Origin of the sequence: Ruegeria arenilitoris (genome assembly GCF_013031355.1) — a bacterium.
GTDB lineage: Bacteria > Pseudomonadota > Alphaproteobacteria > Rhodobacterales > Rhodobacteraceae > Ruegeria > Ruegeria arenilitoris_C.
On record NZ_WPZO01000003.1, the window covers coordinates 483,159 to 497,666 of the forward strand.

Sequence of the window (14,508 nt, forward strand, 5' to 3'; positions counted from 1 at the left end):
TCTTACTGCTCCTGCTGCGCGGCGGGTTCGGTCGGCTGGGCCGGGGCGGACTCGGGCGGGTCCTGTTTGCCCAACGATCGGATCGCGTCGGCGATGGCCCTCAGCGGGGCGGCAACATCGGGGAACTGGAACCCAGCGACCAGAATGGCGGCAACCCAGAACAGGCCGTTATGGGTAAACAGCGCCAAAAGGGCCAGAATGCCGACCAACTGAAACTGAGGGTGATTGGATTCATGCGCGATCTTTTCGGGGATCGAGTGCAGGGTGAAATATCCCACGCCGATCAGAATGATGACGACAACGGTAAAAACAAACATGAACGTCAAAAGAAAATCACTGCCGTCCGCCTGGGTCACGTAGGACGGAATATGTCCCGTGGCCATCGGGTGTAAATCTGCGGTACTCACCCTGCCCTCCTGTTTCTGTTTGATCCTTGTTTGGATGGGTTGATGCATAAATTCAAGCCTGCTTAATGTTTGCAAGCGTTTACGTCCCTAGCACACAGTAGGTGACCGGAAGGATGAACATGATTGATTTTCTGATTGTCGGCGGCGGCATCGCGGGTCTCAGTACTGGGGCGCGGCTGTCGCAGCACGGGAAGGTGACCGTGCTCGAGGCCGAAGATGCGCTGGGTTATCACGCCTCGGGCCGTTCGGCCGCGTTGTTCGAAGAAAGCTATGGGCCGCCGTCGGTTGTAGCGCTGAACAAGGCCAGCTCCGAATTCATGCACACCGAAAACGGTGGGTATCTGACTCCGCGTGGATTGATGCTGGTGGGGCACAAGGGTCAGGGTGAAGCATTCGAACAGGACGTGGCAGATCTGAACATGCAGGTCATCTCCACGGACGACGCGCAGGTCCGCGTGCCGATCCTGAACCCTGAGACGCTGGGTTTTGCCGCGATCAGCAACGCAGCGTACGACATCGACACGGACAGGTTGCTGCAGGACTTCGCCCGCGTCATTCGCGGCAATGGCGGCGAGGTTCTGACCAAGGCCAGAGTCACTGCCATTCGCAAGGACCCCCACTGGATTGTCGAGGCCGGAGGCAATTACGAAGCCCGCACTCTGATCAATGCCGCAGGTGCCTGGGTGGACGAGATTGCCGGAATGGCCGGAATCAACCCGATTGGGATCATTCCGAAACGTAGGTCGATGGCGCGCCTGCCTGCGCCGGGCGGGCATGACGTTCGGGGATGGCCCATGATGCTGGGCGTGGGTGAGACGTGGTATGCCAAGCCTGATGCGGGCAAGCTGCTGGTCTCTCCGTCCGAGGCCGAGCCGGTGTCACCGCATGATGCTTATGCCGACGATATGGTTCTGGCCGAAGGTCTGGCCCGGTACGAAGAGATGGTCACCGAGCCCGTCACGCGGGTCGAAACGAACTGGGCGGGGTTGCGCAGCTTTGCGCCCGATGGAACCCTTGTACTGGGGCCGGACCCGGCTGATCCGACATTTATCTGGGCCGCAGGTCAGGGCGGGTACGGGTTCCAGTCCTCTCCCGCCGCGTCGCAACTGGTGGCGGACCTCGTGATCGGTGCGACGCCGGAACTGGATGCAGAAACGATTGCAGCCCTCAGCCCGGAAAGGTTGCGCCTATGACCAAACGATCCCTGCCGTCCAATGCCAGCGTCGCTACCGAAGGACAGAACGGACGACTGGTTGCACCCGCAGCGACCCGCAACGCCGAGGCGCTGTGTGACCTGCTTGCGCAATGGGCCCCAACGACCGGTCAGGCGCTTGAGATTGCCAGCGGAACCGGCCAGCATGTCAGCGCCTTTGCCCGCGCCTTGCCCGGCGTGAATTGGCAACCGACTGAGGTGGAACCCGACCGGCGCGCCAGCATCGACGCTTATGCCGCCGACCTGCCCAACGTCGCCGACGCCGTCGCGCTGGACGCAACGGCGCAAGGCTGGCATGAGGCATTCACCGGCCAGAACCTGATCATCCTGATCAATCTGGTGCATCTGATCAGCTGGGCGGAAACTCAGGTGCTGATTGCCGAAGCCGCACAGGCGCTGACTGCTGGGGGAAGGTTCATCCTCTACGGGCCGTTCAAACGCTCGGGCCAGCTGACAAGCGATGGCGACCAGAGGTTCCATGACGCGCTGGTCCAGCAGGACGCCGAAATCGGCTACAAGAATGACGAAGATATCGCCGCCTGGATGGCCGCCCAGAACCTGACCGTCCTTAAGATTGTCGAGATGCCCGCCAACAATCTGGCATTCGTCGCGGAATATTCCAGCACCTGATCAAAATCAAGGCTAGGCTGAGCGCTCTACAACATATTCCATTTATCTAATGTTAAATGGAATAATGACATGAGCTGGCAGAACAAGATCAAAGACACGCGCAATGGTCTGCGCAACCTCAACGGCGCGATACCCGATGCCGCCCGTGCCTTCGGCGCGCTGAGCGCTGCGGTCAAACAGGGTGGAACGCTGGACTACAAGACCAAGGAGTTCATCGCCTTAGGCATGTCCATCGCGATCCGGTGCGAACCCTGCATCACGCTTCACACCGAAGCGCTGGTCAAAGCGGGCGCAACGCGAGAGGAGTTTTCCGATGTGCTGGCAATGGCCGTGCAGATGGGTGGCGGCCCGTCGATGATGTATGCCGCCAAGGCGTTGGAATGCTACGACGAACTGAACGCCTGATCCTAAAAGCAAAAGGCCCCGGACTGTTCCGGGGCCTTTGTTTGTTTAGCCGTCCTTACGGATGGTTTCGTTCTTCGGATCGTAGGGGCTGTCGCAGGTGACGACCGCGTCCCACAGTTTATCCTGAATCTTGACCTGCAGCTTGGTGCCTTCGACCGCCAGCTCAGGCTTCACATAGCCCATGCCGATGGATTTCTCGAAGGCAACCGAATAGCCGCCCGAGGTCAGACGACCCACACGTTCACCTTCCGGTGTGTACAGCGCTTCGCGGCCCCACGGATCGGCATCGTCCGGTCCGTCGATCAGCAGAGTGCAGCACTTCACGCGCACACCGGTCTCTTCCAGCTTGGCCTTGCCGTAGAAGTCTTTCGACAGGTCGACAAAGCGCGGCAGGTCGGCTTCCAGCGGGGTTGCGTCGCGGCCCAGCTCGGTGCCGAAGGCGCGATAGGATTTCTCCTGACGCAGCCAGTTCTGGGCACGTGCACCGACAAGCTTCATGCCGTGCTTCTCACCGGCTTTTTCCAGCAGGTCGAACAGGTAGTTCTGCATCTCGATCGGGTGGTGCAGTTCCCAGCCCAGCTCACCGGTATAGGCCACGCGGATCGCGTTGACCGGGCACATACCCAGTTCGATCTGACGGGCCGACAGCCACGGGAAGCGCTTGTTGGACAGCGCGGTTTCCGGATCGGCGTCGTTGATGACCTCTTTCAGAACGTCACGCGATTTGGGTCCGGCGATGGCAAAAACGCCCCACTGGGTGGTCACGTCCTGGATCTCGATGTAGCCGAACTCCTCCATCTTGTCCTCGGCCGCCTTACGCAGGTAGTCGGCGTCGTACTCGGTCCAGGCACCAGCAGAGACGATGTAGTAGTTGTTCTCGCCATTGCGGACGATGGTGTATTCGGTGCGAGTGGTGCCGTTCGATGTCAGCGCGTAGGTCAGGTTGATACGACCGACCTTGGGCAGCTTGTTGCAGGTGAACCAATCCAGGAACTGGGTTGCACCGGGGCCTTTGACGACATGCTTGGTGAAGGCCGACGCGTCGATCAGGCCAACGCCTTCGCGGATCGCTTTGGCTTCTTCGACGGCGTACTGCCACCAGTTACCACGGCGGAAGGAACGGCTTTCCTCGTCGAAGTTCTCAGGCGCATCGATCGGGCCAAAGTAGTTGGGGCGTTCCCAACCGTTAACCCAACCAAACTGTGCGCCGCGCGCTTTCTGACGGTCATAAGCCGGAACGGTCCGCAGCGGACGGCAAGCTGCGCGCTCTTCATCCGGGTGGTGCAGGATGTAGACGTGCTCATAGCACTCTTCGTTCTTGCGCGCCGCGAACTCGGTGGTCATCCAGTTGCTGCTGTAGCGTTTGGGGTCCAGCGAGGCCATGTCGATCTCGGCTTCGCCATCGACCATCATCTGGGCCAGATAGTAACCGGTGCCGCCTGCGGCGGTGATGCCGAACGAGAAGCCTTCGGCCAGCCACATGTTGCGCAGGCCCGGAGCCGGACCAACCAGCGGGTTGCCGTCGGGGGTATAGCAGATCGGGCCGTTGAAATCGTCTTTCAGGCCGGATTCGGCGCAGGACGGCACACGCTCTGCCATCGCCATGTATTGATCGGCAATCCGGTCCAGATCCAGCGGGAACAGGTCCGCGCGGAAGCTGTCCGGCACGCCGTGTTCGAACTGCGCGGGCGCGCCGTGTTCGTAGATACCCAGAATCCAGCCGCCACGCTCTTCACGTGCATAAGATTCGTTGTCAGCGTCACGCACAACGGGGTGCTCGGGGTTGCCCGCTTCACGCCATTTGACCAGCTCGGGGTCTTTGTCCATGACGATAAAGGTGTGCTCAACCGGGATCGCGGGCATTTTGATGCCCAGCATCTTGGCGGTGCGCTGCGCATGGTTGCCCGATGCGGTCACGACATGCTCGGCGGTGATAACCACCTGCTCATCTGACGGAACGAGGTTGCCGCCCTTCTCGACCATCTTGGTGCAGGTGACTTCCCAATGGGTGCCGTTCCAGTGGAAGGCATCGGCCTGCATCTTGCGGACGATGTCTACGCCACGCTGGCGGGCACCCTTGGCCATCGCCTGCGTCACGTCGGCAGGGTTAATGTAGCCATCTTCGGTGTGGTAGATAGCACCCTTCAGGTCCGAGGTTTCGATCAGCGGCCAGCGTTCCTTGATCTGCTCAGGCGTCAGCCATTCATAGGCCACGTCACAGGTCTCGGCTGTGGACGCATACAGCATGTATTCGTCCATACGTTCTTGCGTCTGCGCCATACGCAGGTTGCCAACCACGGCGAAACCCGCGTTCAGGCCGGTCTCTTCCTCAAGCGTCTTGTAGAAGTCGACCGAGTATTTGTGGATGTGGGTTGTCGCATAGGACATGTTGAACAGCGGCAACAGGCCCGCTGCGTGCCAGGTGGACCCGGACGTCAGCTCGTCCCGTTCGATCAACATCACATCGTCCCAGCCCGCTTTGGCCAGGTGATAGGCAATCGAGGTCCCGACGGCGCCGCCGCCAACGACCAGTGCTTTGACTTGGGTTTTCATAACCGGACGTCTCTCCTTGGAATCTGTTGGAACCATATGGCGCAATAGATACCATCGGCGCGACATTCATCCGACCAGTGAGAGAAGGAAAACGACCCCGCTGCCGCTGATGACCACCGGATTCGTCGTTTTTTGCCCCTATTGCCCGGTGACCGAACACCGCTTGATGCTGCCGACCTTGGCACAACCGCTACCCACCCCGCCTTTGTGCACGCGCACCGGCTGATTGTTTGTTGCAGGTTTTGCAGCGGCCGGCTTGGGTTCCGACGCATCAAAAGCCGGCAGCTTGTCTTTCAGCCGATCGAAAAAGCCCGGCGCGTCCTGTTCGGCGGCTTCATCCTTTGCTGCGACATCCAGTTCGATCGCGTCATTCACGAGCGCGGTGTCCGTTTCAGCCCCGTACTCCAACGCCGCACGACGTATATCCGCGTCCAGCAGCAACTTCTGCGCCCGGCCATAACCGATTTGCAGGACGTCCTGATTTTCGAAGACCTCTCCGCCGGTGATGTCCATCAGGCCTTCGCTGTTGAACCCCGATGCTGTCATCGTGTTCACCATCACTGCGGCGAAATCCAGATTCTTCAGCTTTTCGTTGGTTGTCTTTTCCTGAACTATCTTCATTTTGGAATACAGACGGTCCATTTTCTCGGCGACCTCCGGCTGTCTGGCCAGTGTCACCGATATCCCCTGCCCGACGACAGGAGAAGGATAAGTCAGCAAAGCGTTGAGGGCCGCATAGTCTACCGCACCCAAGAGCTCCCGGATCGAGGCGTCGCTGGCATTGGTGTGCAACCGGAGCACAACCTCTTCATCGATCCCGATCCGCCCAGTGATCTTACGGTATGCGAGCGCACCGGTCGGAGATGTCGTGTCCTGGGTAACTTCAATGAACGCGACACCATCGATAACGGCGAACCCTTTCTTGATCACGGCATGATCCATGAAATTCTGCTGACGGGACAGAGCAATTCCGGCCAGCGTATTGCGCGCCGATTCCGGTTTGAGGCTGATATCGAACCAGGCGATTTCCTCACCTTGTCCATAGACTGCACCCGTCTTGCTGAGTTTGCGCAGAATGCCGTCTTTGCCACTGTTGGTCAGGCTTATCAGCTCTGCCGTGTTCGAAATGGAACTAACCAGAGGCGTCATGGCATATTTTGAGATCGCAGTCGCAACGGCTTCGTTATCCGTATCCGTCAACTCGAACCGGGACCATCTTTTGGTGGAGGCGGGAAGATAGGGTTTTGCGCCCGCTTTCCACAGCTTCTCGCGTTCCCGCTCGGCGGCTTTGGCATCACGCTCGACCTGCTGTTTCGCGAAGCGATGCTTGATCGTGTCCACATAGCCATTGGCGGACAAGGTGCCTTCGTGTTTTTTGTCCTGTTGATAATAGTCCAGACCGATGATGACCAAGACTATGATCATCACAAACCCCAAAACCCGCAAACCGTCCATCTGAATATCCGAAATCAATCACTGCTCGTTTTCGCGAAAGATAGAACCAAATTGGGGCGGTCTTATGGCTGAGGCGCCGGAAATTCGGCGTGAACCATAGCTATTCGGACGGCAGAATTTTCCCCGGATTCATGATGTTATCCGGGTCCAATGCCATCTTTATCGCCCCCATAAAGCTGACTGCTGGCCCCAGTTCCTTGACCAGATAGGGCCGCTTGCCCTGCCCGATTCCGTGTTCACCGGTACAGGTCCCCTCCATCGAGATCGCCAGATCGTTCAACCAGCCGACAAAACCGTCGGCCTTGGCGACCTCATCCGCGTTTTCCATGTCAATCAGCAGCAGAGTGTGAAAGTTTCCGTCCCCCACATGCCCGACAATCGGAGCCAGCAGGCCAAGATCCTGCGTCTTTTGCTGCGCGGTCGCAACGCACTCCGCCAAACGCGAGATGGGAACGCAGACATCGGTGGAAATACCACGCGCGCCGGGACGCAGTTGCAAGCTGGCCCAGTACATGTCGTGCCGGGCCTGCCACAGTTTGTTGCGCTCTTCCGTGGTCGAGGTGGCGGCAAAATCCGCGCCACCGAATTCTTCGGCGATCTGACCGAAGGTCTCGGCCTGCTCGACCGCACCGACCTCAGACCCGTGGAATTCCAGCAGCAGCAGCGGCGTTTCCGGCAGGTCCAGCCCGGAATAGGCGTTGGCGGCTTTGACCGACAGTTCATCCAACAGTTCGATCCGCGCCACGGGCACGCCGTATTGGATCGTCATCATCACCGCCTGACAGGCGGCATCGACCGTTGGAAAGGAACAGCGGGCTGAGGTGATCGCCTCGGGGATGCCCTGCAGGCGCAGGGTGAGCTCTGTGATGATACCCAGCGTGCCCTCGGCCCCGATCAGCAGGCGGGTCAGGTCGTACCCGGCCGAGGATTTCTTGGCCCGGTGCCCGGTGCGGATGACCTGCCCGTCCGGCATCACGGCCTCAAGACTGAGGATATTGTCCTTCATCGTGCCATAGCGCACTGCATTGGTGCCCGAGGCCCGCGTCGCCGCCATTCCACCCAGCGAGGCATTGGCACCGGGGTCGATGGGAAAGAACAGGCCCTGATCGCGTAGATGGGTGTTCAGGTCCTCGCGCGTAACACCGGGCTGAACGACGCAATCCAGATCGCCTGCATGGACGGCCAGCACCTTGTTCATCTGGGTCAGGTCCACCGAGATCCCACCGGCCGGAGCGTTCACATGCCCTTCCAGCGAGGTGCCGGTTCCGAAGGGGATCACCGGCACCTTGTGCTGGGCACAGGTCTTGACAATTTCGGACACTTCTGCAGTTGTATGAGGGTACACCACCGCGTCCGGAGACTGGTTTTCGATCCATGTGGTCGTGTGGCCGTGCTGTTCGCGGATCGCCTGACCGGTCTGCAGACGATCACCGAACTTCTGCTTCAAAATGCCGACAGTTGTCTCAATCCCGGCATCGTTTCGGGGCAACGTTACTGCCTGCACCATGAAGAACCCCTCTTATTCGCCCAGCGCGATGCCTTCGCGGCGCGGGTCTGCGCCACCGATCAGAACATCCCCGATTTCAATCGCATGCAGGCCCGAGGTCAGATGGCGCAGCTTGACCTCGAACCCCAGGCCGATCAGCGCATCGGCATACCCCTCGGCGGCTGTGCCCTTTTCCACATCATAAGTGCCAAAGCGGTTCACGAGATGGGGCAAAGACAGCGCTTGTTGCACATCCATATCCCAATCGGCCCAAGCGATAATCGATTTGGCCACATAGCCGATGATCCGGCTGCCGCCCGGAGAACCAATCGCCAGCACCGGCGCGCCGTCCTGCATCACGATGGTCGGGCTCATGGACGAGCGCGGACGCTTGCCCGGCTCCAAACGGTTGGCAATCGGCACACCATCGCTGTGGGTTTTGAACGAGAAATCGGTCAGTTCGTTGTTCAGCAGAAACCCGTTGGTCATCAGCCGCGAACCCAACCCGTTCTCGATGGTCGTCGTCATCGACAACACGTTGCCATACTGATCGACAATCGAGATATGCGAGGTCGAGGGCAGTTCCAGCGACACGTCATCCGCCCAGTTCGACGCGTGGTCGAATTCCGGGTTGCCGGGCGCGACGTCGGTCAGCGCGCCTTCGCCGCTCAGCAGTTGCCCGCGTTCGTTGAGGTAATCGGGGTCCACCAGACCTTGCGTCGGCATCGGGACAAAATCATGATCGGCCATGTATCGACCACGATCCGCAAAGGCCAAACGCGACGCGTCCCCGATCAGACGCCACGAATGCACATCCTCGGGCCCCATGGCCGCCAGATCATACCCTTCGAGCATCCCCAGGATCTGCCCGACCGTCAGCGCCCCGGACGAAGGCGGTCCCATGCCGCAGACTTCATAGGCGCGATAGGCGGTGCAGACCGGCTCGCGCTCGATCACCTGATACAGGGCCAGATCGACACCGGACAGTACACCGGGATTGCCTGGCGCGCCGCGCACCGTGCTGACGATCCCGGCCGCGATTTCACCACCATAGAACCCCGCCGATCCTTCGCTGGCCAGGACCCGCAGCGTTTCGGCATAGTCCGGGTTCATCAGCCGCTGACCCTGCTGCAATGGCTCTCCGCCCGGCAGGAAATACTCAGCGGTCACCGGGAACCGCGACAGACGCTCGGCATCAGCTTCGACCAACGTGGCGAGACGAGGCGAAACTAGGAAGCCCTCATCGGCCAGTTTTATGCCATCCTGAAACAGGCTGGGCCACGGGCTGCGGCCCCAGCGCCGGTGCGCCTCCTCCAACAATGCCGGGGTGCCCGGGGTGCCGACTGAAAGGCCTCCGACAACTGCATCGTAAAACTTCAGCGGTTCACCGTTTTCGTCGTGGAATAGCCGGTGGTTGGCCTCAAGCGGAGCCGTCTCGCGCCCATCCAGCGTGGTCAGCTTACCGGTTGCAGCGTCATACCAGACCAAAAACGCGCCGCCACCAAGGCCTGAAGATTGCGGCTCGACCAGCCCCAGCACGACCTGCACGGCGACCATCGCATCAGCGGCCGACCCACCGGCCCGAAGCACCTTGGCCCCGGCCTCAACGGCCAGAGGGTTCGCAGCCGCAACCATCCAGTTCTGCGACGTCACTGGTTGACCGGCCAGCTTGGCCTCAAGCGCGGCGATGACCTCTTCAGTCAGGCCCTGAACCTGCCCGTCCGAGGCCCCCTCGGGGGCTACTGCATCCGCAGTCTCCTGCGCGAACGCCGCGCCACCCAGCGTCAACGCCGCCAAAAACAATCCCGAAATCAGACTTCGTTTCATCGTTTCCTCCTGAAAATTCGTTTGTCGTCCTTGCGGCGCAAACGCGTCACAACATGGATGGCACAACCTGATCCGGCGGTCGGTGCCCGTCTTCGAAGGTCTTGATATTGATAATGACCTTCTCGCCCATCTCTATCCGCCCTTCAAGCGTGGCCGACCCCATGTGAGGCAACAAGACGACGTTCGGCAATTGTCGCAGGCGCGGGTTCACATGCGTACCATGCTCGTACACATCCAACCCCGCCCCGGCGATCTCGCCTCCGCGAATCTGACGGGTCAGCGCGTTTTCATCGATCACCTCGCCCCGCGACGTATTCACGATCACGGCCGATGGCTTCAACAGCTTCAGCCGCCGCGCATTCATCAGGTGAAAGGTCGACGGTGTAGACGGGCAATGAATCGAGATTACGTCCATCCGCGCCACCATCTGGTCGAGGCTTTCCCAATAGGTCGCCTCAAGCTCTTGCTCAATCTCGGAGCGCAACCGGCGACGGTTGTGATAATGTACCTGCATCCCGAAAGCCGAGGCACGGCGGGCCACGGCCTGGCCGATCCGCCCCATGCCCAGGATACCCAGACGGCGCCCGCCGATCCGGCCACCCAGCAACGCGGTCGGGGCCCAGCCTTCCCAGTCACCTTTTTGCATGACCGACAGCCCCTCGGGGATTCGGCGAGTGACCGAGAGGATCAGCGCCATGGTCATGTCCGCGGTATCATCGGTCAGCACACCCGGCGTGTTCGAGACCAGAATGCCCCGCTGCCGGGCCGTGGCGACATCGATATTGTCGACCCCGGCCCCGTAATTGGCAATCAGGCGCAGCTTGTCCCCCGCCTGCCCCAGCAACCCGCCATCAATGGCATCCGTCACCGTGGGCACAAGGACATCCGCGCTTTGCACGGCTGCGACCAATTCTTCACGCGTCATGGGCGTGTCATCGTCGCGCAACTGCACATCGAACAACTCGCTCAGCCTGGTTTCCACCGCCTCGGGCAACCGTCGCGTAACGACAACACTCAGACGTTCTCTTGGCACCTTCGCCCTCCCATCGCTTTGCAATCACTCGCGCGCCATGGCATCGTGGCTCAGGATAAGGCGGGGCACAAGAACCCCAACGCATTGAGACGACCTTTTTTCGAAACCCGATCAACAGGTACAAGAGCAGACAGTCAGTGAGTGGTTTTCTACCAGTAAAACGCCGCCTTCTGGCGGTCACCTCCGCATTTCTGGTCGTGCTGAGCACTCTGACCGCCAGCGCAGAGGACAAGCGCGGCCCCGTCACCAACCTGCCCCTGCCGCGATATGTTTCGATGAAGGCCGCCGAGGGCAACGTACGCCGCGGTCCGTCGCTGACCCATCGAATCGACTGGGTGTTCAAACGGCGCGGAATGCCGCTGCAGATCACGGCTGAATACGGCAACTGGCGCCGGGTTCAGGACCGCGACGGAGCCGGTGGCTGGGTCCATTATGCCCTGCTGTCCGGTGCGCGCACGGTGCTGATCGAATCTGAACTGCTGTCCGTCTATACCAGCCCCGACTCCAATTCTCAGGTCAGTGCGAAATTCGAATCCGGCGTGGTAGCCCGCCTGGGCAGTTGCAGCCTGGATTGGTGCCACATCTCGGCCGGTGGTTACCGTGGTTGGGCGCAGAAATCGAACCTCTGGGGCGTTGATCCCGCCGAGGTTCGCGAATAGCGGGACGTTCCTGCCGCCCCGCCTGAACAATATGATTGTTATGCACTCTCGGCAGTGCGCGTGCCCATTTCCTTGTCCAGCAACAGCAGGTTCCAGCGATCGCCGTTGGCCGCTTTGGTCTGGTCGAGGATTTTGCTAAACAGGTCTTCTTCCTCGTTCTGTTCGGCCAGGAACCAATTCAACATGTTCTGAGTGCTGTATTCCTTGACCTCATGCGCCAGCTCGAACAGCGCATTGATCTGGCCGGTCACCGTAACCTCGTTCGCCAGCGCGTATTCCAGCGCTTCAACCGGTGAGGCGTAATCCGTCTTGGGTTTGGAAATCCCGTCAATTTCGATTCTCCCACCACGCTGGGCCACAAAGTCGAAAATGCGCATGGCATGCGTGCCCTCTTCGGCCGAGTGACCACGAAACCACTGCGCGAAACCGGGCAGGTCCTCGGATTCGAAATATGCGGCCATAGCAAGATACGTATAGGATGCGTGAAGTTCATTGTTGATCTGACGGTTCAACGCTTCTGCGACATTCGGGTTCAACTTCATCTTCATCTCCTGTTTCAAGGGGGTGCCGGGGTCAATCATACAGCTAAGTTTCCCTAACAACTGGCGCAACCGCTGGTCTTAAATTTTTTGAATATTTTTCAGTATATTACCCGGACCCTCTGCAAGTGAAAGTCACTTTCAACACCGGATGGTTTGCACGCGCCCACGCAATCCGCCGCCAAATCCCTGGTAGCCGTAAAGAACAAGCGGTTGACGCCTCGACCTACCCGGCCAAGACCTTACCCAGTTGTGGCCATTCGCGCCAACAATACGTCAAATCGTACAGTTGACCGGCGGGCGTAAATTCGGAGCTTCGGGCCATCAGGAACTCGGTCCAAATAATTTTTGCTCCAAGCTGAAGTTTTTCACTCAAAGCCTCTTGAACCCTCCGAACAACAATCGTAGATAGCCGCTCACCGTTGGGGTGTAGCCAAGTGGTAAGGCAGCGGTTTTTGGTACCGTGTATCGTAGGTTCGAATCCTACCACCCCAGCCACCTTTTCCAGAAAAGCCAGGAAAATAAGGGGCGACAGAGCCTCCGGAAAACCCTATGTGTCACAGCATTCGGAAACTGTGACACATGCTGTGACACAGCCGACCAGTAACCGACCCGGCGGTCGGTTGCGCACACCCCGTTACCATGCCGGCCCCTACCTCATGCGCCGCGGCCGTATTTTCTATTTCCGAAAACGCCTGCCAAAAAAAATATCAAACCAGGTCCCAGACCAGTTTCTTTGCCTGTCGCTGCGAACCGACCTCCCGCAGGCCGCCAGAATAGCGCGCAACCAATCGACTGTAATTTCTTCGTATTCCAATCGGCTTACTCGCGTGGAATAGGTGGCAAGGCAATGGAAAACGTTGTCGATACCATTGACATAGGGCTCGATGGATTGGGTTTCGCCGAATGCTGTAATCCTCGCATCGATCAGCCTTGGGTGATCAATACCGGACGGCCTGCGGCCAAGCGATAAAACCTCGCGCGCAGTTTTTTCGCTCAGCAATGCCGCAAGTACCGAGGTACCCACCATCCCAGTCGCACCGGTCAGCAGGACGCGCCCAAGTGGTCGTATTGTCTTGTCAGGCGGATTGAGCACGGCGCTCTGCCTCGACTTTCAAGCCGCGATTGAAAGCTTGGTAACCTTCCACATACATCTTTGCCAATCGCCCGCCCATCAGGAAAGTGATGCCCCCCATGATTTCATCGGATTGTACGAAGCGAGTTTTGCCACCCTCCAACGGCTCAACACAAAAGTGGTGGTTATCGCGAATGCCACCCGGCCCCTTCTCAGCCCAGAAAAACTCCGTCCCCTCCACGACCGAGATCGTGTGATCCAAGGTGGTCAGTTTCTCCTTTGCTGAATCAAGCTGAAAGTCGACGGTGATTGTCGATCCATCCTTGATCTCTCCCTTGATACCCACAAGGAACACAGCCCAGTCCTTGTAGTTTGCCGTGTCGGTCAGAACCGACCAGACCAGGTCCGCCGGCGCATCGATCACAATTTCGGTGTGGATTTTGTGATGTGAGAGGTTCACTTTTTCCGATGATCCGGTTTCCATGACTGTCCTTCCGTTGCGGCCTCAGGCGCTCAATAGTGATGCGCGATCACCGCCCTCAATTGTGATCCGCCCGAAACGATCCCGCATGCGCTTGGATCGAAAAAGGTAGATCGAGATGATGATGTAATTGACGCATTCCTGGGCGAAGTTCCGGTAGCGATCCGGATTTTCCAACATGTCGAAGGTTTGCACAGCACACATCGTGGCAAGCGCGGTGAACATGACCAGCATGGCAATCGGAGTGAAGCTCCAGCGCAGGACGTATCCAGCCAGATAGGTGGCACCCGATGCGGTGATCAGTATCCAATGGAGCGTTTGCATGCCCGGCGGGAAGGCCGCGTTTTGCAATCGCATGAGTGGAGCCAACCCAGTGAAGTATTCAAGAGACCCAAGTAGCCCCCAGCCCAGCATAATAACCGAGGCGAGCACGATCAGATACTCGAACCCCCGCGAGAGGCGCTGCATGAACCTGTTCATCCCCGTCCCTCAGATCGCGAATGTCTGACCGGTCATCTCTTCCGAGAGACGCCACAAACGCTTGGCCAATTCGTGGTCGTTGCAAATTGGATTGCGGATCGCGACACCGGTCTTGCCGCTCATCTCTTCGGGGCCTGTAGGACCGTAGTATTCGCCGCCTTTGACCTGATCAGACAAAGCGGCGAACAGAGATGGCTTCGCAGCGTCTTCATTGGAGTGCAGCAGTTGTTCGACTTGTGCCTTCATATTAGCGTGCGTTGCTTCG

15 protein-coding genes, 1 tRNA gene and 1 pseudogene are annotated in these 14,508 nt (G+C 59.1%); 6 read left to right on the top strand and 11 right to left on the bottom strand.

What is annotated here, in order from left to right; all coding sequences use genetic code 11:
• Nucleotides 1-2: 2 nt before the first annotated feature.
• On the bottom strand, nucleotides 3-407 hold the full coding sequence (locus GOX63_RS10925) for a hypothetical protein (protein WP_367646706.1): 405 nt from the start codon (nucleotides 405-407) through the stop codon (nucleotides 3-5).
• A 119-nt stretch (nucleotides 408-526) separates the two neighbouring features.
• Here GOX63_RS10925 and GOX63_RS10930 point away from each other — a divergent pair, with 119 nt between their 5' ends.
• The 3 genes from GOX63_RS10930 (at nucleotide 527) to GOX63_RS10940 (ending at nucleotide 2,655) form a co-directional block, all read left to right on the top strand.
• The gene (locus tag GOX63_RS10930) at nucleotides 527-1,600 is read left to right on the top strand and encodes an NAD(P)/FAD-dependent oxidoreductase (protein WP_170545716.1); all 1,074 of its coding nucleotides are present in this window, start codon (nucleotides 527-529) and stop codon (nucleotides 1,598-1,600) included.
• On the top strand, nucleotides 1,597-2,250 hold the full coding sequence (locus tag GOX63_RS10935; RefSeq protein WP_170325996.1) for a DUF938 domain-containing protein: 654 nt from the start codon (nucleotides 1,597-1,599) through the stop codon (nucleotides 2,248-2,250). Before GOX63_RS10930 ends, GOX63_RS10935 begins: the two co-directional genes overlap by 4 nt.
• Nucleotides 2,251-2,319: 69 nt before the next feature.
• A complete protein-coding gene (locus GOX63_RS10940) occupies nucleotides 2,320-2,655 on the top strand; it encodes a carboxymuconolactone decarboxylase family protein (protein WP_170325997.1) in 336 nt (111 codons plus the stop codon).
• Between the two features lie 45 nt (nucleotides 2,656-2,700).
• Here the strand turns inward: GOX63_RS10940 and GOX63_RS10945 are convergent, their stop codons facing one another.
• The 5 genes from GOX63_RS10945 to GOX63_RS10965 all read right to left on the bottom strand — a co-directional run bounded on the left by GOX63_RS10945 (nucleotide 2,701) and on the right by GOX63_RS10965 (nucleotide 11,009).
• On the bottom strand, nucleotides 2,701-5,208 hold the full coding sequence (locus tag GOX63_RS10945; protein WP_170545719.1) for a GcvT family protein: 2,508 nt from the start codon (nucleotides 5,206-5,208) through the stop codon (nucleotides 2,701-2,703).
• Between the two features lie 138 nt (nucleotides 5,209-5,346).
• Complete coding sequence (locus tag GOX63_RS10950) at nucleotides 5,347-6,633, bottom strand: hypothetical protein (RefSeq protein ID WP_254435923.1); 1,287 nt, start codon at nucleotides 6,631-6,633, stop codon at nucleotides 5,347-5,349.
• A gap of 130 nt (nucleotides 6,634-6,763) precedes the next feature.
• Nucleotides 6,764-8,170, bottom strand: a complete 1,407-nt coding sequence (locus tag GOX63_RS10955) for an FAD-binding oxidoreductase (protein ID WP_170326000.1) — start codon at nucleotides 8,168-8,170, stop codon at nucleotides 6,764-6,766.
• 12 nt (nucleotides 8,171-8,182) lie between these two features.
• On the bottom strand, nucleotides 8,183-9,976 hold the full coding sequence (gene ggt / locus GOX63_RS10960; protein WP_170326001.1) for a gamma-glutamyltransferase: 1,794 nt from the start codon (nucleotides 9,974-9,976) through the stop codon (nucleotides 8,183-8,185).
• A gap of 46 nt (nucleotides 9,977-10,022) precedes the next feature.
• Nucleotides 10,023-11,009, bottom strand: a complete 987-nt coding sequence (locus tag GOX63_RS10965; protein ID WP_170326002.1) for a 2-hydroxyacid dehydrogenase — start codon at nucleotides 11,007-11,009, stop codon at nucleotides 10,023-10,025.
• A 191-nt stretch (nucleotides 11,010-11,200) separates the two neighbouring features.
• Here GOX63_RS10965 and GOX63_RS10970 point away from each other — a divergent pair, with 191 nt between their 5' ends.
• A complete protein-coding gene (locus GOX63_RS10970) occupies nucleotides 11,201-11,668 on the top strand; it encodes an SH3 domain-containing protein (RefSeq protein WP_254435936.1) in 468 nt (155 codons plus the stop codon).
• Between the two features lie 38 nt (nucleotides 11,669-11,706).
• On the opposite strand, the gene GOX63_RS10975 is transcribed toward GOX63_RS10970, so the two are convergent.
• Nucleotides 11,707-12,210 (bottom strand): ferritin, encoded by a 504-nt coding sequence (locus GOX63_RS10975; RefSeq protein WP_170326003.1) that lies wholly within the window; start codon nucleotides 12,208-12,210, stop codon nucleotides 11,707-11,709.
• A gap of 420 nt (nucleotides 12,211-12,630) precedes the next feature.
• Between GOX63_RS10975 and GOX63_RS10980 the strand changes: the two genes are divergently transcribed.
• A tRNA-Gln gene (locus tag GOX63_RS10980) sits at nucleotides 12,631-12,705 on the top strand.
• Between the two features lie 161 nt (nucleotides 12,706-12,866).
• Nucleotides 12,867-13,046 carry a DUF6538 domain-containing protein gene (locus GOX63_RS24110; RefSeq protein WP_367646708.1) on the top strand — a complete coding sequence of 60 codons (180 nt, stop codon included), beginning with the start codon at nucleotides 12,867-12,869 and terminating at the stop codon, nucleotides 13,044-13,046.
• On the opposite strand, the pseudogene GOX63_RS10985 reads toward GOX63_RS24110, so the two are convergent.
• From GOX63_RS10985 to GOX63_RS11000, 4 genes and pseudogenes are all read right to left on the bottom strand, one after another.
• A pseudogene (locus tag GOX63_RS10985) lies at nucleotides 12,983-13,303 on the bottom strand (NAD-dependent epimerase/dehydratase family protein); the annotation flags it as partial. The gene GOX63_RS24110 and the pseudogene GOX63_RS10985 sit on opposite strands and share 64 nt — an antisense overlap.
• Nucleotides 13,287-13,766 carry an SRPBCC domain-containing protein gene (locus tag GOX63_RS10990; protein WP_170326005.1) on the bottom strand — a complete coding sequence of 160 codons (480 nt, stop codon included), beginning with the start codon at nucleotides 13,764-13,766 and terminating at the stop codon, nucleotides 13,287-13,289. The pseudogene GOX63_RS10985 and the gene GOX63_RS10990, both read right to left, overlap by 17 nt.
• Before the next feature lie 21 nt (nucleotides 13,767-13,787).
• The gene (locus GOX63_RS10995) at nucleotides 13,788-14,231 is read right to left on the bottom strand and encodes a hypothetical protein (protein ID WP_170326006.1); all 444 of its coding nucleotides are present in this window, start codon (nucleotides 14,229-14,231) and stop codon (nucleotides 13,788-13,790) included.
• Nucleotides 14,232-14,252: 21 nt separating this feature from the next.
• Nucleotides 14,253-14,508: hypothetical protein (locus GOX63_RS11000; RefSeq protein WP_217356195.1), on the bottom strand; the 256-nt coding region annotated here is incomplete at its 5' end.